The following is an 18,229-nucleotide window of genomic DNA, read 5'->3' on the forward strand; positions in this document are numbered from 1 at the left end:
CCTCATCCTAGGAGTCACTACGCTTCGGCCCATGCCGCGCGGGACCGCCTCTCGACGACGCAGCCCGTTCGGCTCGCGCGTCCTCGGCCCGCGCGACCAGGAGCCCCGGCAGCTGCGGGTCCGGATCCAGGTGCTGCTGACCGTGCTCCTGGTCGGCACCAACCTGATCGGCGCGCTCGTCGTGTTCGTCATCAACACCTGGGCGATCCCGTCGCCCGGTCCCAACCGCGAGATGGTGATCGCGTTGGCGATCGCGATCCCGACCTACGTGTTCGTGGCCGCGGCGATCGGTGCCGTGTGGGGTACGACGACCTCGCTGCGCGCCCTGCGCTGGGCCACCCAGCCGGGCGTCGACCCGGACCGCACCCAGCGCGCCCGGGCGCTGCGGGTGCCGCTGACGCTGACGGTGATGCAGCTGGTGATGTGGCTGGTCGGGACGCTGCTGTTCACGACGCTCACGGTCCTCCTGCAGCCCTCGCGCACCCTCGGCACAGCACTCACCGTCAGCATCGGCGGGGTCGTGGTGGCCGGCATCTCCTACCTGTTCACGGAGTTCTCGCTACGACCGATCGCGGCGCGGGCGCTGAGCGACGTCCGGGTCACCGAGAGGATGCGCGGCGTCGGTGTCGGCCCCCGGATGGCGATCTTCTGGACGCTCGGCACCGGCGCGCCGGTCGTCGGCCTCCTCATCGCCGCGATCCTCGCCCTCACGCCCGCCGGCTCGGACGCGACGCTCACCCAGCTCGCCGTCGTGACGATCATCGTGTGCGGGATCGTGCTGCTGTTCGGCTTCCTGCTCACCGATCTCAACGCCCGGTCGGTCGTCGCGCCCCTCCTGTCGGTGCGCGACGCGATGCAGGAGGTCGAGAAGGGCCGGCTCGACGCCGACGTGGTGGTGTACGACGGCACCGAGCTCGGCCAGCTGCAGAGCGGCTTCAACTCGATGGTCCACGGGCTGCGGGACCGCGAGCAGATCCGCGACCTGTTCGGCCGGCACGTCGGCCAGGAGGTCGCGGCGGCCGCGGCGGCCCTGGGCGCCGGCGAGATCGAGCTCGGCGGTGAGACCCGGGAGTGCTCCGTGCTCTTCGTCGACCTCATCGGGTCCACGACGTACGCCACCCAGCACGGGCCGACCGAGGTGGTCGCCGTACTCAACCGGTTCTTCGGGGTCGTCGTCGACGAGGTCGACCGTCACCACGGGCTGGTCAACAAGTTCATCGGCGACGCGGTGCTCGCGATCTTCGGCGCCCCGGTCGAGCTCGACGACCACGCCACCGCGGCGCTCGCCGCGGCCCGCGCCGCCGCGGCGCGGCTGGCCGTCGAGGTGCCCGAGGTGGGTGCCGGGATCGGCGTCGCCACCGGCCAGGTCGTCGCGGGCAACGTCGGGCACGAGCAGCGCTTCGAGTACACCGTGATCGGCGATGCCGTGAACTCCGCCGCCCGGCTCACCGACCTCGCCAAGGACGTGCCCGGCGGCGTACTCGCCTCCTGGGACTCGGTCGCCGCCGCCGACCCGGCCGAGGCGGCCCACTGGATCGGGCACGGCGAGATCGTGCTCCGCGGGCGGAGCGAGCCGACCCGGCTGGCGATCCAGCGCTTGTAACTAAGTGTTACGCGCCAGAAAGCGGTGCAACAGCGCCCAGGTAGTAGCCACAACGCCCGGGTGGCTGGTAGCAACCCTTGGCTCGATGGCAGTCGCGCGCCGAGCAACACCTCCGAGGACCCAGCAGACATCTACCTCGGCGCTGCGACCGCTACCCGGGCGCTGGTGCAGCCAAAAACGTGCTGTAACACTTAGTTACAAGTCACGCCAGCGCGCCCAGCGCCTGACCGATCACGACGAGCAGCTTGGCCGGCTCGAGGTCGACCTCGGTGGGTACGGCGGTCAGCTGGGCGTCGCGCTGCAACACCGCCAGCCCGTGCACGGTCGCCCAGCCGATGGTGACCAGCTCCTCCGTCGGCACCGACGCTGCCCACCCGTCCGCCTGGGCCGCCCGGACGAGGTCGAGCAGCAGGGCCCGGTGGGCGAGCCGGACGTCGCAGAGTGCGGCGTCGTCGGCGTGCAGCAGCTCGGGGCGGAACATCACGTCGAACATCGTCGGCTGGCGGGCGGCGAACTCGACGTACGCGACTCCGGCGGCGGTGACCTGTTGACCACCCGCAACCGGGACGTCGACGACGGCCGAGCGAGTCGACGACAGCAAGAGCTCGAAGCCCTCGACGGCGAGCGCGGTGAACAGGCCTGCCCGGTCCTCGAAGTGGTGGGCGGTCGCCTGGTGGGAGACCCCGACCCGGCGGGCGATCGCGCGCAGGCTGGCCTTGGCCGGTCCGCAGGCCGCGATCTCCTGCTCCGCGGCTCGGATCAGCCGCTGCCGCAGGTCGACCTGCCTCATGATCATCCCCCGAGTCACCGAGTCCGCTGCGGCCACCACAGCCGCCTGCCCAGCAACGTAGCGAGTGCGGGCACGAGGAGCGAGCGCACGACGAAGGTGTCGAGCAGCAGCCCCACGGCGATGGTGAACCCGACCTGCCCGATCGTGGTCACCCGGCCGGCGAGCAGCGCCATCATCGAGACCGCGAAGATCACGCCGGCCGACGTGATCACTCCCCCCGTCGCGGCGGTCGCGCGCGCGATCCCCAGGGCCGAGCCGTCGGGCGCCTCCTCGTGCATCCGCTTGGTCAGCAGCAGGTTGTAGTCGGCGCCGACGGCGACGAGCACGACGAACGCGACGGCGGCGACGGTCCAGTCGAGCTGGATGCCCAGCCCGTACTGCCATACCAGCACCGAGAGGCCGATCGCGGCGACGTACGACAGCACGACCGTGGCCATCAGCGCGAACGCCGCGACCAGGCTGCGCAGCAGCAGCAGGAGCACGAGGAAGACCGCCACCAGCGCGAGGCTCGCGATCACCTCGAGGTCGGACATCGAGTAGTCGCGCAGGTCGGCGTTCGTGCTCGCCATCCCGGTGGTGAGGACCTCGGCGTCGTCGAGACGGGTGCCGTTGAGCGAGGTCTCCACGGTGGCACGGATGTCCTCGACCCGGTCGGAGGCCTCGGGACCGAAGGCGTCGGTCGAGCCGAGTACGGCGAGGCGCGCCGTCCGGCCGTCGGGCGAGAGGTAGAGCCGCATGGCCGCGGCGAAGTCCTGGTCCTGCAGGGCGGTCGGCGGCAGGTAGAAGCCACCGCTGACCGGGTCGTCGGCCGCCGTGCGCGTCTCGCGGAGGTGGCGTGCGGCTGCCGCGAGGCCGTGCTCGAGCTCGGGCAGCGAGGCCGCGACCTGCCGGGTGCCGCCGTACAGGCGGTCGGCCCCCGCCGCGAGCTCGTCGACACCGGCGGAGAGGTCGCCGAGCCGGTCGGCGAAGACCTTCTGGCCGTCGGCGAGCTGGCGGCTGCCGTTGCGGGCCTTCGCGATCCCGGCCCGCAGCTGTTGGAGGCCGGACTGAAGGTCGCCGCTGCCGGTGGCCAGTGCCCGGGCACCCTTCGCGGCCTGGCGCAGGCCAGGCAGCAGCTGGTCGCGCTCGGCCTCCCAGATCTGCTTGAGCCCGGTCCGGGCCTGCCGGCAGGCCGCGTCGAGACCGCAGGTGAGGCTCTTGGTGGCCAGCGCGTCGTGAACCAGCCCGAGACCGTCGACGGCGACCTGCACCTGGTCCGCGGCGGTGTCCAGACCGTCGGCGAGACCGGCCGCGCCCGTGCGCAGGTCGCCCGTCCCGGTGATCGCGGCGTCGGCGCCGTCGAGCAGCTTGGTCATGCCGGAGGTGAGCCGGCCCGTCGAGGCGGCGATCCGGTCGGCACCGGTCACGGCCTTGTCGGCCCCGTCGGCGAGCCGGCCGGCCCCGTCGTCGAGCTGCCCGGCACCGTCCGCCAGCTGCTCGGCACCGCTGGTGCCCTCGGCGACCTTGCCCTGCGCCTTGCCGAGCTCGTCCCCGACCAGCCCGGCCTGGTGGGCGACCGACGCCTCCGTGATCGGTACGCCGAGCGGCCGGGTGACCCCGCGCACCAGGGCCACTCCGTCGTGCTGGGCCACTGCGGCCGAGGCGCGCTCGAGCACGGCGAGGTCCTTGCTGGTGCGCAGGTCGTGGTCGGCACGGATGAGCACGTAGTCGGGGAGCACCTCGTTGACGGGGAAGTGCCGTCCCAACAGGGCATACCCGGCGTTGCTCTCCGCGTCCTCGGGGAGCGGGTCGCGCACGTCGTACGACAGGTCGGTGAGGGGGAACACCGCGGCCAGCAGGGCGAGCGGGACGAGTGAGGCGACGAACGTACGCGCGGGGTGCGCGGCCACGACGCCGGCGACGCGCTCCCACACTCCCGAGGCCTTCGACTCGCGCGGCTCGGCCCAGCCGCGCCGGCCCGCGAGTGCGAGCAGCGCCGGGGTGAGGGTGAGGCTGACCAGCAGGTTGACCGCGATGCTGACGGCGACCGCGGGGCCGGTGGTGTTGAAGAAGCCGAGGTCGGCCAGTGCCATCGCGAGGGTGGCGAGGACGACGGTGACGGCCGAGCCGGCGATGACCGAGCCGACCCGGGTCGCGGCGATCGCGGCCGCCCGCCCCGGTTCGACGTCGAGACGGCGCTGCTCGTGGTAGCGCGCCACCAGGAAGACGGCGTAGTCGGTGCCGGCGCCGAGCACGATCGCGGTGAGGAAGGAGCCGCTGAACGTCGAGACCGCGAAGAGGTCCTGCAGCCCGCACCACGCGACCACCGCCCGGCCGAGCCCGAGGCCCAGCCCGACGACGGTGAGGATGAGGACCGGGACCACGAGCGAGCGGTAGATCAGGAACAGGATCAGCGCGATCAGGCCGATGGTGACCACGGTGATCCGCACGACGCTGTGCTCGGTCTCGGTCGCGAGGTCCACGACGGTCGCGGTGGGCCCGGTGACCTGGACGGTGAGCCCGTCCGGCGCACCGGCCCGGGCGATGTCGCGCACCGCGGCGACCTGGCGCAGCGACGCGGGCGCGCCGGTCGCGCCGGTGATGCCGACCAACAGGTAGCGCGCCTGCCCGTCGTCGCTGGTCAGCGCCCTGCGCAGCGCGGGGTCCCGGATGTCCTGGACGAACGCGACGTCGCCCTCGTCCTCGGCGAGCCCGCCGACCAGGCCCTCGGCGTACGCCCGGTCCGCCTTGGTCAGGCCCGACGTCCGCTCCATCGCCACCACGATGAAGCTCTCGGCGTCGCCGTTGCTGAACTCCTGGTTCATCAGCTCGACCGCGCGCATCGACGGCGCGTCCTTCGGCACCATCGGCGAGGAGTCGCGCCCGGCGATCTCCTCGAGCTGCGGTACCGCCACGTTCATCACGACCGTGACCGCCAGCCAGGCGAGCACCACCCACCCGGCCCGTCGTACGGCGAAGCGGGCGTAGCGCGCGACCTGGTCGCTGTGAGGGGGCACCCCCGGAAAGTAGAACCGGTTCCTTGCCAGTGGCAAGCAAGTGTGGCGCGGGCCACGGGCGTGGCTCGGTGTGGCAGGCTCCCTCGCGTGAGCCAGGGAGCTGAGCAGGGATTCCAGCCGGACGCGATCGTCGTGGGCGCCGGCCTCGCCGGCCTCGTCGCGACCCACGAGGCCGTGAAGGCGGGCAGGAAGGTGCTCGTGCTCGACCAGGAGAACCGCGCCAACCTCGGCGGCCAGGCGTTCTGGTCGCTCGGTGGGCTGTTCTTCGTCGACTCCCCCGAGCAGCGCCGGATGGGGATCAAGGACTCCCCCGAGCTGGCCTGGCAGGACTGGCAGGGCTCGGCGGGCTTCGACCGGATCGGCGAGGGTGACGGTCCCGAGCGCGGCGAGGACCACTGGGGCAGCCGTTGGGCTCGGGCGTACGTCGACTTCGCGGCCGGCGAGAAGCGCGCCTACCTGCGCGAGCTCGGCCTCAAGTCGCTGACCTTCGTCGGCTGGGCCGAGCGCGGCGACGGGTCCGCCAGCGGCCACGGCAACTCGGTCCCGCGCTTCCACCTGACCTGGGGCACCGGCCCCGAGGTGGTCCGGGTCTTCCTCGAGCCGGTCGAGGCCGCCGAGGCCCGGGGCCAGGTCCGCTTCGCCTTCCGGCACCAGGTCGACGAGCTGGTCGTCGAGGACGGTGCGTGCGTCGGCGTCCGCGGCTCGGTCCTCGAGCCGTCCGACCTGCCGCGCGGCGTGAGGTCGTCGCGCGAGGTCGTCTCCTCGTTCTCCCTGAGGGCGCCGGCGGTGATCGTGACGTCCGGCGGCATCGGCCACAACTTCGAGCTGATGCGCGCCAACTGGCCCACCGACCGGGTCGGGCCCGCACCCGAGCACATGATCGCCGGCGTACCCGCCCACGTCGACGGCCGGATGCTCGCCATCACCGAGGCCGCCGGCGCCAACCTGGTCAACAAGGATCGGATGTGGGCCTACGTCGAGGGCATCCACAACTGGGACCCGGTCTGGCCCGACCACGCCATCCGGATCCTCCCCGGCCCCTCGTCGATGTGGTTCGACGCCGACGGCCACCGCCTCACCGGGATGTCGGGCGTCCCCGGCGCCGACTCGATCGGCTCGATGAAGCAGATCCTCGCCACGGGCGCCGACTACTCGTGGTTCGTGCTCACCCAGTCGATCATCGAGAAGGAGTTCGCGCTCTCCGGCTCCGAGCAGAACCCGGACTGGACCGAGAAGGACGTCCGGATGATGCTCAAGGAGCGGCTCGGCAAGGGCGCCACCAGCCCGGTCGAGGCGTTCAAGGAGCACGGCGAGGACTTCGTCGTCGCATCGTCCCTCGACGAGCTGGTCGCGGGGATGAACAAGATCGCCCGCGGCGGCCGGGTCCTCGACGTCGAGGTGCTGCGCAAGCAGATCCAGGACCGCGACCGGCAGATCGACAACGCCTACTGCAAGGACGCCCAGGTGATGGCGATCCACAACGGGCGCAAGGACCGCACCGGCAAGATCATGCGGGTCGCCAAGCCCCACAAGATCCTCGACCCGGCCCACGGGCCGCTGATCGCCGTACGCCTCAACATCTTGTCCCGCAAGACCCTCGGCGGCATCGAGACCAACCTCGACAGCCAGGTCGTGCGCCCCGACGGCACCCCCTTCCCCGGCCTGTACGCCGCCGGCGAGGTCGCCGGCTTCGGCGGGGGCGGCGTCCACGGCTACAACGCGCTCGAGGGCACCTTCCTCGGCGGCTGCATCTTCTCCGGCCGGGCCGCCGGGCGCGCCGTCGGCTCTCGTTGACTTGCCGCATCCTCACCGTTGACTTGCCGCATCCTCACCGTTGAGTCGCCGCATCCTCACCGTTGAGATCGGCAACTCAACGGGGAGAAGGCGGCAACTCAACCAGGAGGATGAGGCAACTCAACGGGACGGGTCGACCAGGATCTTCGCGTGCCGCTCGGGGTCGCCGAGGTCCTCGAATGCCCCGGCCACGCCGTCCAGCCCGACGACACCCGTGACGAGCGGGCGCACGTCGACCTTGCCGGACGCGATCCACTGCAGGGCCTGGTGGAACTCACTGGGGTCGTAGGCGAACGCGAAGCGGAGGTCGATCTCCTTGTTGATCGCCATCGACGGGCGGAAGGTGTCCTCGCCCATGCAGACGCCGACGACGACCACGCGTGAGAGCAACGGAGCGTTCGACACGACGTGCTCGATCATGCCGGGGATGCCGACGCACTCGAACACGACCGGGCCGCGCGGGGTGGCCCCGGCCTTCTCGGCGGCGCGCATGACGTGGGCCCACGGCAGCAGCGGTACGGCGCGCAGCTTGTCCATCGCGTCGATGCCGAGGTCCGCCAGGGCGATCGCCTCGGTGAGGTACCGCTTCGACTCGGCGAAGGAGGCCCAGGGCGACTCGTCGGCGGGGTTCACCACCACATCGGCACCCGTCTTCGCCGCGAGGGCACGGCGGCCGGCGGAGAAGTCGCTGGCGATCACGTGCCGCACGCCGGTGGCCTTGAGCATCGCGATCACGGCCAGGCCGATCGGGCCGCAGCCGATCACGACGGCGGTGTCCTTCGCGCCCACCTCGCCACGGCGTACGGCGTGCAGCGCGACCGCCATCGGCTCGGTGAGCGCGGCGGCGTCGGCGTCGAGCTCGTCGGGCACGCGCATCGTCATCGACGGCACGGCGAGCACCTGCTCGGCGTACCCGCCCGAGGCGAGCGGGCTGAGGCCGGTCAGGTGGGTGGACCCACCGGCGCGGAGCACCGGGAGCGCGACGACGCGAGTGCCGACCGGCAGCTGCTTGCGCGTGCCGGGACCGTAGTCAGCGACGGTGCCGACGAACTCGTGCCCCATCACGACCCGGTCACTCGAGCGCATGAAGTGGTCGTAGCCGAGCTCGGCGGCGCCCGCCGCGGTCTCGTCGCTGTGCAGGCGGGCGTGCAGGTCCGACCCGCAGATCCCGCACCGCTCCACGTCGATCAGCACCTGCCCCCGCTCCGGCGTCAGGTCAGGGAGGTCCTCGACGGTGAGCTCGGTGCGGTGGCAGACGACGGCGCGCATGCGGACATCATGCCGCCCGCCGGGGGACGTACCGGTCGAGCGGTCGCTGGTCGGTCAGCTCCCCGATCGCCCGCATCAACGCGTCGGTGGCGGCCCGCACCTCCCCGTTCCGTACGTCGACCGGGGCGCCGATCACGACGGTGACCCGCCCGCGCCGCCACCACCGCCGACCGCCGCCGCCGCGGGAAGGCGGATCGACCACCTCGGTTCCCAGCAAGCCCACCGGCAGCACGACCGCGTCGGGCACCGCCCGGGCGACCCGGACCACCCCGGTGTGACCGCGGTGCAGCCGGCCGTCGGGCGAGCGGGTGCCCTCGGGGTAGATCGCCCAGACGCCGCCCGACCGCAGCAGCGTCTCGGCGGCGGCCAGGGAGGCGGACGCCGCGGAGCCGCCGGCGCGGTCGACGGGGATCTGGCCGGTGACCGAGCACAGCCAGCGCTCCGTCCGCCCGCGCAGCCCGGCACCGGCGTAGTACTCCGCCTTCGCCAGGAACCGCGGCTGGCGCGGCAGCACCAAGGAGAGCACCAGCGAGTCGATCTCGGCGCGGTGGTTGGCCGCGACGACCACCGGGCCGGCGGACGGGAACCGGTCCAGGCCCACCACCCGCGGGCGGGTGAACCACCGCACGACCGGGCCGAGCAGCACCCACCGCAGCAACCAGAACCACATGACCGACCTCCGCGTAGACAATGTCTACTGGCCAGCCTGCCCGACTCTGTAGACAATGTCTACGTGAGCCCGCGCGACTGTCTCGTCACCATCGGCACCGAGCTGCTCGAGGAACGCGGCCTGTCCGCCATCTCGCTGCGCGCCATCGCGAGCGCCGCCGGCCTCTCCCACGGCGCCCCGCGCCGGTACTTCCCGACCTACCAGGCCCTGCTCGCGGCCATCGCGCGCGGCGGTCTCGAGGACCTCGATGAGCAGATCGCTCCGGCGCTGGCCGCCGACGACCTCCACGCCGCCGCCCGCGCCTACCTCGACTTCGCGCGGCAGCGCCCCGAGATGTTCGACCTGATCACCCGCCATGACCTGCTCGAGGGCGCCGGCGGCCACCTGCGCGAGATCACCGGGCGCTGGTTCGCCGACCTCGGCGCAACCCTGACCCGCGCCACCCGGCGGACTCCGAGCCCGGAGGAGGTCCTCGCCCTGTGGTCCGGCGTGCACGGACTGGCCGCGCTCACCAGCCGCCGCGCTACCGAGCCGACCGGCATCGACCCGACCGCAGCGCTCGACGTACTGCTGCGGCGGGCGACATAACGAGTACTTGGACGACGAAACTGGCGCTTGGACGAGGAAGCTTCCTCGTCCCAGCACCAGTTTCACCGGCCGGCCGGTGAAACTCACCACCGGCCGAAAAAGCACAGTGCCCCGGCTCCGAGGAGCCGGGGCACTGCGAAGAGGTGAGACCTCAGGCGTTGTCCAGGGCGGACGCGACCCGACGGTGCGCCTCCCAGATCTCCTCGGGGAGACCGTCGAACTGCGCGAGGTGCTTCTCGCGGAAGCCCATCTCCTGCTGCCAGCGCGGTACGTCGATGGTGAGCAGGGTGTCGAGGTCGGCGAGGCACTGCTCGTCGAGGCCCTCGAGGTTGAGCTCCTCGCGCTTCGGCAGCACGCCGACGGCGGTCTGCACGCCCTCGACCTCACCGTTGAGGAACTCCATGAGCCAGTTCAGCGGGCGCAGGTTCTCGCGGTAGCCGGGCCACAGGAAGCGACCGTCGTCGCCACGCTGGAACCAGTTGACGTGCGCGAAGATCGGCTTGGTCGTCGCGCGGCCGATGACCTCGAGCCAGTGCGCGGCGTAGTCCGCCTCCGAGTACGACATGAACGGACGCATCGACATCGGGTCGTAGCGCAGCACGCCCTCGAGGCCGTCGGCGGCAGCGGTGGCCTCGGCGCCCAGGGTGAGGCCGTCGTAGACGCCCTCGGCGATGTCGGTGATCGCACGGATCAGCGGCTCACGATCGCGCGTGCGGCCACCGAAGATGATGCCGTGGATCTCGACGCCCTTCGGGTCCTCGAAGTCCTTGGCGACGTTCGGGACGTTGGCCAGGGTGGTCGTGAAGCGGGAGTTCGGGTGCGCCCACGGGTCGTCGGCGTGCTCCGGAGCCCGGTCGGCGATGACCTCGCCCTTCCAGTCCTCCCAGCCGTCGAGGTCGGTCGGCTTCTCGCCGCGACCCTCCCACCAGACCTCCTGGGTCTTCGGGTTGTAGGCGACGTTGGTGAAGATGGCGCCGGTGCCGTCGACGATGGAGTCGATCGCGGTCGGGTTGGTCTTCTCGTTGGTGTCCTTCGCGACACCGAAGACGCCGTTCTCCGGGTTCATCCCGTAGAGCTTGCCGTCGTCGCCGACCCAGATCCACGCGATGTCGTCGCCGTAGAACTCGACGTAGTAGCGGTCACCGAGGGCGTCGGGCGCCAGCGTCATCGCGAGGTTCGTCTTGCCCGAGGCCGACGGGAAGCCACCGCAGATGTTGTACTTCTTGCCGGTCTGCTTGTCGGTGATGCCGAGCAGCATGAACTGCTCCACGAGGAAGCCGTTCTTCCAGCCGTCGTAGGAGCCCTGGCGCAGGCCGTGGGCGATCTTGCCGAGCAGCGCGTTGCCGCCGTACGACGAACCGAAGTGCAGGATCGTGCGCTCGTCGGCGACGGTCACGAAGTAGCGCTTGTCGTCGGGGGTGCCCTGGCCGAGGTTCTCCAGGTCGCCGGTGACGTGCACGGCCTTGACGAACGAGTCGCCGAGGTCGTTGACGTACTCGACGCCGACGCGGGCCATGCGGATCATCTGCATGACAACGTTGCGGTTGTCGGTCAGCTCCACACCGGCCGCGAACTTCTCGACGGGCGAGCCCTTCGGCGACATGAGGTAGGGGATGACGTACATCGTCTTGCCCGCCGAGGCGCCGGTCATCAGCTCGACGAGCTTCGGCTTCATCTCGGCGGCGGGCTTCCAGTTGTTGTAGACGCCCTTGTCGGCCTCGTTCGAGGTCGCGACGATGGTGCGCTCCTCCGCGCGAGCGGTGTCCTTGTAGTAGGAGCGCGAGTAGTAGCGGCCCTCGCCGGCGGGGAGCAGCTCGCCCGCGTCCAGTGCCTCCTGGATCAGGCGCGCGTCGTCGGCCGCGGACACGACCTCGATGCGCTCTGCTCCGGTGATGTTGGCCCAGTGTGCGACGTACTCACGGACGTGGGGGTTGGTGAGACCCGCCTCGTCGAGCGTCCGCTCCACATCAACCATGTGCTATTCGCCAGCCTTTCGGTCCTTGTCAAGGTGTGGGCACGCTACCCCACAGCCCACCCGGTTTTTTCCGGGGTTCGAATCGTGCGATCCGTGGACACCGTCGTCCGCGTGACAGTCACCATGACACCCGATTTGCGTTGACGCACATCCGCGCGAGTTGGATCGTTCAACCGGCGTTCAGCCGCCGGCCGGGCCGGCAAGGATCTCCCGGGCCCGCCGCAGTCGGCGGAAGTACGTCGCCCGGCTGAGGTACGTCGCCCGCATCACCGCCTCATGGGTGGCGCCGGCGGTCAGGTAGCGGCGGACCACGAGGTCGTGCAGCACGGGCTCGGCCGCGAGCAGCTCCGCGACGCGGGCCCGCACCCGCGCCTGCACCGGCTCACCGGCGGCGGGGTAGTCCTCGAGGGCGGCGACGAGGTCGACCTCCGGGCCACCCTGCTCGGCCACCACCGCGGCGTGGAGCAGCCCGGCGAGGCCGGGGGGCCCGACGTCGGCGACCCAGGTCGTCACCGGGACACCGTCGACCTCGCGGCGCAGGCTCACGGCCTCGGCGTACCCGTAGGCCTCGAGGACGGCACGCTCCTCAGCCAGGTCGCCGACCAGGTTGACGTGATCGCTGCGCGGGTTGCCGATGCCGCACTGGGCGAGCCCCGCCGCGTTGCGGACCCGGACGACCTCCGCCTCGTCGACGTCGTCGAAGGTCAGCTGGACCGCGCTCAGCACCGCCCGGTCCGGTCCGCCGGCGCGACGGGCGTGCTCGACGACCGGCGCGACCAGCCGGCGCCGTGGGCCGGTGATGCCCTCGGCCGCGGACATCGCGAGGGCGGCGACGAGCGCGACCGGGCGTCCGTCCCCGCGCCGGACGACCCGGGTGCCCTCACCCAGCCACGGCGCGACCACCGGCCACACGCCGGGGTGGCGCACCGCCAGCTCGCGGCGCACGACGGCCGCGTCGCTGGCGCGCCAGCGGTCCGCATAGTGGCGACTCAGCGTGGTCGGCCCGAGTCCTGCCCGGATACCGGGGTCCGCGACCAACGCGGCCAACCGCGGCAGCGCACCCGCTTCGCCGGCGACCGCGCGGGCGTGCTCGTGCTCGGCGACCCGCAGCACCGCGGCCGCTGCCCGTACCGGCTCCTCGGCCCGCAGCCGGTCGGCGAGCTGGCCGGCGAGGGAGGGATGCAGCACCAGCCGGTGGCCGACCGCCTCCACCACGCTCGTCTCCCGCAGCGCGGCGACCAGCTCCTCGACCCGGTCGGGGAAGAGCGCCGCCAGCATCGGTACGTCGACCCCGGCGGCGAGGACCAGCACGGCGAGCAGGTCGGGGTCCAGCCGGTCGAGCGCCGCGTCGGTGAGGTGGGCGACGAGCTCGTCACCTGAGCTGCGCACCAGCTCCGCGAGGTCCCGATCACCGTCACCGGCACCGGCGGCGGCGGCCCAGGCCCGGGCACCGAGGACGAGTGCCAACGGCAGTCCGCCGGCCTGCGCGACGAGCGTCGCCCGCGCTGCCGGGTCGTCGAGACCCCAACGGACGAGGAGGGCGTCGGCCTCGGCCGGCGTGAGCCCTGCCAGCCGGACCTGCACGGCCAGGGCGGCGAACGGGTCGGGCAGCCAGCGCGCCGGCAGGGTCCGCGCCGCGAGCACGACGCACGCGTCGTCCGGCAGCCTCGCGATCGCGGCCACCAGGGCGGCGAGCGCGGGACCGAGTGCGTCCACCTCGTCGACCATCACCACCCGGCCCGGACCCTCCACCGCCTCGAGCCTTGCGAGCACGTCGTCGACGCGCGCATCGAGAGCCACGACCCCGCGGCCGGAGCGCTCCCCACGCCGGCCCGCCTCGCGCAGGCCGGCGCTCTTCCCGCTGCCGGCGCGGCCGGTGACCACGAGCAGGCGGTGCGGTCCGACCGGGTCGAGCAGCAGGTCCAGCCGGCGGTCGAGGTCGGCGGGACAGGCGTAGCGCCGGGCATCCAGTGTGGCGGCGTACGACGCCAGCGTCGGCCCCGCGGGCTGCCCCGTCCGGAGCCGGACGATCCCCATGTCCCTCAGCCTAGGATTGGTGTTGACGAGTGGTCAACGGTTCGGCGTAAGGTCGCGACGTGTCCACCAGCCTCCTGCGCGGCCTGCGTGCCCTCGAGATGCTGGGCACCGAGGCCCTCGGGGTCTCCGAGATCGCCCGCCGGCTCGGCGTCGACAAGGCCGGCGTCTCCCGGATGCTCGGCCAGCTGCACGCGGAGGGCTGGGTGCTGCGCACCGGCGCGCGCTACGTCCTCGGCGAGCGCGCGCTGACGATGGCCACCACCGACCCGGCCGGCGTACGGCGCCGAGCCACCCGGGTCGCCGCGCAGCTCCACGAGCGCACCGGCCTGACCGCGGTCGTGCTCCGGCTCTCCGGCGACGGCAGCCAGCCGGTGGCCGTGGCCGGTCCGACGGACTTCCTCGAGCCGGACGAGCCGTTCGAGCACCTGTGGTCCACGGCCGGGGGCGTCGCGCTGCTCGCGCAGCTCCCCGACCCCGAGCTCGAGCGTCGTCTCGCCGTCTCGCCCTGGCCCCGCCCGTCCGCCGCCGCACCCCGCGACGCCGCCGACGTGCGGCGACTCGTGCGGGCCGTGCGGTCCGGCTCCGCCGCGGAGGAGCGGTCCTGGACCATCGCCGGCGTCAGCTGCGTCGCCCTCCCGTGGCCACTGCTCGAGCCCGCGCCGCCGTACGCCGTGCTGGCGGTGGGCCCGACCGACGACCTGGAGCGCGACCCCGACGCGGTCCGGCAGGCCGTGCGGGACGCGGTCGCGGGATGAGCCCCGCCCAGGAGTCTCACCCTGGTCTCACCCTGCGCCGATCCTCTCGGCGGCACGCCGCCGGATGGCCACGATCACCGGCGTGACCACTTCTCCGCGCCGCGTGGCCGGCCTCCTCGTCGCCCTCATCCTCGCCCTTGCCGCCCTGGTGGTGCCACGGGCCCACGCCGAGACCGGCGCGTCGGGCAGCGGCAGGGCCGTCACCGTGACCCCGGCCCGGCCGATGGCCGGGGAGCGGACCCGGTTCAGCGGACGGATCGGCGCGAAGAACGGCCCCGCCGCCCTCGAGCGGAGGAAGGGCAAGCGCTGGGTCACGGTTGCCCGCGGCAAGGTGAGGAACGGGAAGTTCAAGGTCACCGCGAAGGTGAGGAAGCCCGGGACCTACCGGGTCCGGGCCGGGGGCTCCACCTCGAAGAAGGTCAAGGTCCGGCTCGCGGCACAGGCGGCGCAGATGGGTGTGGGGGCGCCGTTCGTCGCCGGTCTGCCGCGGCAGGCCCTCGCCACCTTGACACCGGCGCGCGCGGGCCGGGTGGTCTCCCTGCAACGGCTGACCGGGACGACCTGGTCGACGGTCGCCAGCGGGACCACCGACGGTGCGGGCGTGGCGAGGATCCCGTACGCCGGCGGCCCGGTCGGCACCGCGTCGTACCGCGTCATCGGCGAGCGCCACCGGGGCTCGGCCGCGACGACCTCGGCACCGCAGCCGGTGCGCACCGCCGCCTCGCCGGAGCTGGTGAGCGCGGGGACCAGTGCGTCGGAGCACTCCTCCGATCCGTCGGTCTCGGCGGACGGGCGGTGGGTCGCCTTCAGCTCCGAGTCGCCCCTCCTGCCCAGCGACACCGATGACGACGACGACATCTACCTGTTCGACAGGGTGACCGGAGGCCTCACCCATCTCGTGGCCGGCGCGACGGGACACGTCAACAGCCCGATCCTGTCCGGCGACGGACGTCACGTCGCGTTCCAGTCCGACGCGATCGACCTCGCCGGCGAGCCCGGCTACGACTACGACGTCTTCGTCCTCGACCGCGCCACCGGTCAGGTCGAGCTGGTGTCGACGACGGCGGGCGGCACGATACCGGCCGACGACGACTCCTACCTCTACGACATGAGCGACGACGGCCGGGTGGTGGCCTTCACCTCGACCGCCACGGACCTGGTGGCGTCCCTGCCCCCGCCGGACCACACCGTGCGGCACGCCTACGTCCGCACCCGCGGCGACATCAGCCGGGGTCTCGACCGGGTCGGCCTCGGGTGGTCCGACGCCAACGTCTTCGGGCTCGATCTGAGCGCCGACGGTCGTCGGGTCACCTTCCAGAGCGGCGACACCGACCTGGACCCGGGCGACGTCGACGGGTCCGCCATCTTCGCCTGGGACGTCGCCGTCTCCGGGACGATCTCGGGCCGGAGCAACCTCACGCCCGACATCGACGCGGACAGCCCCTCGCTGAGCGGCACCGGGGACGTGCTGGCCTTCACGACCGCCGAGGCCCTGTCGGCCCAGGACCTGAACGGCGCGCGCGACACCTACCTCCGTGTCGCTCCCGGCAGCTTCGTCCTCGCCGGCCCGTACGGCGCCGCGGGCAACCCCGGCGGCACCCTCTCCGACGACGCCCGGTACGTCACGATGGGGACCAAGAACGTGCTGCCCGGCGACACCAACGGCGGCCAGGCCGACATCGTGGTCTGGGAGCGGGCAAGCGGCACGAGCACGCTGGTGACCCGCGCCGGGGCCGGAGCCAGCGGCGAGGACCAGCTGTCCGCGGACGGCTCGGTCCTGGTGTTCGGCTCGGCGGCGGCGGTGGCGCCCGGCGCGACGGGCAACTACGACGTGTTCGCCGTGGTGATGCGATGAGGGTCCCCGCCACGCTCGCCACCCTGGTGGTGGTCGGACTCCTCGCTCCGTCGCCGGCCGCCACCGCTGCCGACGACCCCTGGGCCGGCGTGACCTGGTCAGCGCCCGAGGGGGTCTCGCCGGCGGGCATCGACGTGGCCGCCGGTGGGGTGTGGCCACTGGCCGACGGCAGCCTCCTCGCCCTGTGGTCGGTCGTCGACGACCCGACCGCAGGAGGAGACGGTCCGGCCCAGGTCTGGTCGAGCAGCCGCGGGCCGGGCAGCGAGGTCTGGACGCCACCCGTGGCCGTCAGCGACTTCCAGCAGTACTTCACCGCCTACCCGAACTTCGTCTGGGACGTGGATCCGTCCGGCGCGGCGGTGGTGGCCTGGACGCAGTACGACGACGCCGCCGACGTGTGGACCTACCGCGCCGTCGTCCGCACCGCCGCCGGCACATGGGGTGCGCCGACGACGGTCGCCGCAGGTGAGACCGACGGGCTCGGACCGATCAGTCTCGCCGGCCGGAAGGCGGTGGCGGTCGCCCCCGACGGCGGGGCGACGGTGGCGTTCGAGGCCAGGGAGCCGGCCGCGAGCCCCGGTGAGACGAGCGCGGACAGGGAGGTGTTCCGCACGCACTGGTCCGGCACGGCGTGGACCGCGCCCGAGGAGGTCTCGGTCGAGACCCCGCCCTTCCCGATCGTGTGCGCCGAGCCCGACCCGGACGACTGCCCCGACCGCGAGGGCCACTCCGACCAACCGGCCGTTGCCTTCGACGGGTGGGGCCGGGAGTGGATCGCCTGGGTGCACACCGAGGCGGCCGACGAGCCCGCCGAGGAGGCCGGCATCTTCGTGAGGGGCGCGGTCACCAGCCACCTGGCCACAAGTTCCGAACAGGATCCGCGCACCTTCGCCCTGGCGGGGATCGACGCCGACCCCGCCGGCGGCATCGCCCTGGCCTGGACCCGCGAGGTCGCCTCCGGCAGGGAGACCTGGGCCCACGCGGGTGGCGACGTGACCGGCGCGACCAGCCTGATCACCCCCGCGTCGGTGAACGGGTCGGTCCGCTCGATCGCGATGGCGCACGGCCAGGCGATGGTCGTCGTCGCGACGGGGACGGCCGGCGTCGACGGGAGCCGCGACCTGCTCACCTCGCACCGCGCCGCCACGGGCGCCTGGGCGACGCCCGCACCGATGGTCGAGGGCAGCAGCGCGGTCCGCGGTGTGGGGGGACGAGCGTTGATCACCCCGGCCGGCGTACCCGTCCTCGGCCACACCGACGGCGGCGACGGTGCGGTGCTCGCCCCGACGACCTCCGGGTGGGCCCGCACCGAGGTCGACGGTGTGCTCGGGTCGCTCCAGGTCGCCGCCTCCGGCGTGCTGTACGCCGGGTCCCGCGTCGTGGACGGCGGAGTCCACCGGCTCCGCGTGAGCGTGAGCAGCGCAGGGCCGGCCACGGTGACGCCACCCTCCCCGCCCCCGGGCCCGGCGCCACCGCCGGGGCCGACGCCGGGGCCGACGCCGAGCCCGCTGGTCGTCGTCGACGACGGCGCCCTCGGGCGCTCGAGCGGCTGGCAGCGGAAGACCAGAGCGGCGTACGACGGTGGCACCGCCCTGCTCGCCAAGCGCAAGGGGGCCGTGCTGACCCTGCCCCGGACGCCGCTGACGCAGGTGGGCGTCCTCGCCACCACCTGCCGGCGCTGCGGGAAGGTCGAGGTGTTCGTGGGGAAGCGCAGGGTGGGCCGGATCTCGTTGAAGGGCGCGAGTGCCCACCAGCAGACCCGGCTGCTCCCGGCCTTCGCGGCGCGTTCGGGCAAGGTGCGCCTGGTGGTGGTCACCCGCGGCCGAGCGGTGCGGATCGACGCCCTGGTGATCCGCGCGGGCTGAGGCCGCCAGACGACTCCCGGTCACCGGTACCC

At 72.9% G+C, this 18,229-nt stretch carries 12 protein-coding genes; 6 read left to right on the top strand and 6 right to left on the bottom strand.

Features of this window, described 5'->3' with window-relative positions; all coding sequences use genetic code 11:
• Positions 1–31: 31 nt before the first annotated feature.
• Positions 32–1,603, top strand: a complete 1,572-nt coding sequence (locus QI633_RS24725) for an adenylate/guanylate cyclase domain-containing protein (RefSeq protein WP_282427407.1) — start codon at positions 32–34, stop codon at positions 1,601–1,603.
• 202 nt (positions 1,604–1,805) lie between these two features.
• Here QI633_RS24725 and QI633_RS24730 read toward each other — a convergent pair whose 3' ends face one another.
• Both QI633_RS24730 and QI633_RS24735 read right to left on the bottom strand, forming a co-directional pair.
• The gene (locus tag QI633_RS24730; protein ID WP_186348218.1) at positions 1,806–2,393 is read right to left on the bottom strand and encodes a TetR/AcrR family transcriptional regulator; all 588 of its coding nucleotides are present in this window, start codon (positions 2,391–2,393) and stop codon (positions 1,806–1,808) included.
• Between the two features lie 14 nt (positions 2,394–2,407).
• Positions 2,408–5,389: an MMPL family transporter gene (locus QI633_RS24735; protein ID WP_282427408.1), complete on the bottom strand. Its 2,982-nt coding sequence runs from the start codon at positions 5,387–5,389 to the stop codon at positions 2,408–2,410.
• 87 nt (positions 5,390–5,476) lie between these two features.
• Here QI633_RS24735 and QI633_RS24740 point away from each other — a divergent pair, with 87 nt between their 5' ends.
• Positions 5,477–7,183 (top strand): FAD-binding dehydrogenase, encoded by a 1,707-nt coding sequence (locus QI633_RS24740; RefSeq protein WP_282427409.1) that lies wholly within the window; start codon positions 5,477–5,479, stop codon positions 7,181–7,183.
• Between the two features lie 120 nt (positions 7,184–7,303).
• Here QI633_RS24740 and QI633_RS24745 read toward each other — a convergent pair whose 3' ends face one another.
• Positions 7,304–8,452, bottom strand: a complete 1,149-nt coding sequence (locus tag QI633_RS24745) for a zinc-binding dehydrogenase (protein WP_282427410.1) — start codon at positions 8,450–8,452, stop codon at positions 7,304–7,306.
• Between the two features lie 7 nt (positions 8,453–8,459).
• The gene (locus tag QI633_RS24750) at positions 8,460–9,122 is read right to left on the bottom strand and encodes a lysophospholipid acyltransferase family protein (protein WP_282427411.1); all 663 of its coding nucleotides are present in this window, start codon (positions 9,120–9,122) and stop codon (positions 8,460–8,462) included.
• A gap of 63 nt (positions 9,123–9,185) precedes the next feature.
• Between QI633_RS24750 and QI633_RS24755 the strand changes: the two genes are divergently transcribed.
• The gene (locus QI633_RS24755; protein WP_282427412.1) at positions 9,186–9,710 is read left to right on the top strand and encodes a TetR/AcrR family transcriptional regulator; all 525 of its coding nucleotides are present in this window, start codon (positions 9,186–9,188) and stop codon (positions 9,708–9,710) included.
• Between the two features lie 151 nt (positions 9,711–9,861).
• Here QI633_RS24755 and QI633_RS24760 read toward each other — a convergent pair whose 3' ends face one another.
• On the bottom strand, positions 9,862–11,685 hold the full coding sequence (locus QI633_RS24760) for a phosphoenolpyruvate carboxykinase (GTP) (protein WP_141796956.1): 1,824 nt from the start codon (positions 11,683–11,685) through the stop codon (positions 9,862–9,864).
• A 180-nt stretch (positions 11,686–11,865) separates the two neighbouring features.
• Positions 11,866–13,722, bottom strand: a complete 1,857-nt coding sequence (locus QI633_RS24765; RefSeq protein ID WP_282427413.1) for a hypothetical protein — start codon at positions 13,720–13,722, stop codon at positions 11,866–11,868.
• 59 nt (positions 13,723–13,781) lie between these two features.
• Here QI633_RS24765 and QI633_RS24770 point away from each other — a divergent pair, with 59 nt between their 5' ends.
• From QI633_RS24770 to QI633_RS24780, 3 genes are all read left to right on the top strand, one after another.
• Positions 13,782–14,477, top strand: a complete 696-nt coding sequence (locus tag QI633_RS24770; protein WP_282427414.1) for a helix-turn-helix domain-containing protein — start codon at positions 13,782–13,784, stop codon at positions 14,475–14,477.
• A gap of 82 nt (positions 14,478–14,559) precedes the next feature.
• Entirely contained in the window at positions 14,560–16,332 is a 1,773-nt protein-coding gene (locus tag QI633_RS24775) for a hypothetical protein (RefSeq protein ID WP_282427415.1), read from the top strand.
• Positions 16,329–18,197 (top strand): hypothetical protein, encoded by a 1,869-nt coding sequence (locus QI633_RS24780; protein ID WP_282427416.1) that lies wholly within the window; start codon positions 16,329–16,331, stop codon positions 18,195–18,197. The genes QI633_RS24775 and QI633_RS24780 overlap by 4 nt, the downstream gene beginning before the upstream one ends.
• The last annotated feature ends 32 nt before the right edge of the window (positions 18,198–18,229 follow it).

The organism is Nocardioides sp. QY071, from assembly GCF_029961765.1.
GTDB lineage: Bacteria > Actinomycetota > Actinomycetes > Propionibacteriales > Nocardioidaceae > Nocardioides.

Bases quoted from the DNA above. Each gene is read 5' to 3' on its own strand.
- QI633_RS24750 (WP_282427411.1), bottom strand. From the start codon at position 9,122: ATGTGGTTCTGGTTGCTGCGGTGGGTGCTGCTCGGCCCGGTCGTGCGG.
- QI633_RS24745 (WP_282427410.1), bottom strand. From the start codon at position 8,452: ATGCGCGCCGTCGTCTGCCACCGCACCGAGCTCACCGTCGAGGACCTC.
- QI633_RS24730 (WP_186348218.1), bottom strand. From the start codon at position 2,393: ATGAGGCAGGTCGACCTGCGGCAGCGGCTGATCCGAGCCGCGGAGCAG.
- QI633_RS24725 (WP_282427407.1), top strand. From the start codon at position 32: ATGCCGCGCGGGACCGCCTCTCGACGACGCAGCCCGTTCGGCTCGCGC.
- QI633_RS24760 (WP_141796956.1), bottom strand. From the start codon at position 11,685: ATGGTTGATGTGGAGCGGACGCTCGACGAGGCGGGTCTCACCAACCCC.
- QI633_RS24765 (WP_282427413.1), bottom strand. From the start codon at position 13,722: ATGGGGATCGTCCGGCTCCGGACGGGGCAGCCCGCGGGGCCGACGCTG.
- QI633_RS24780 (WP_282427416.1), top strand. From the start codon at position 16,329: ATGAGGGTCCCCGCCACGCTCGCCACCCTGGTGGTGGTCGGACTCCTC.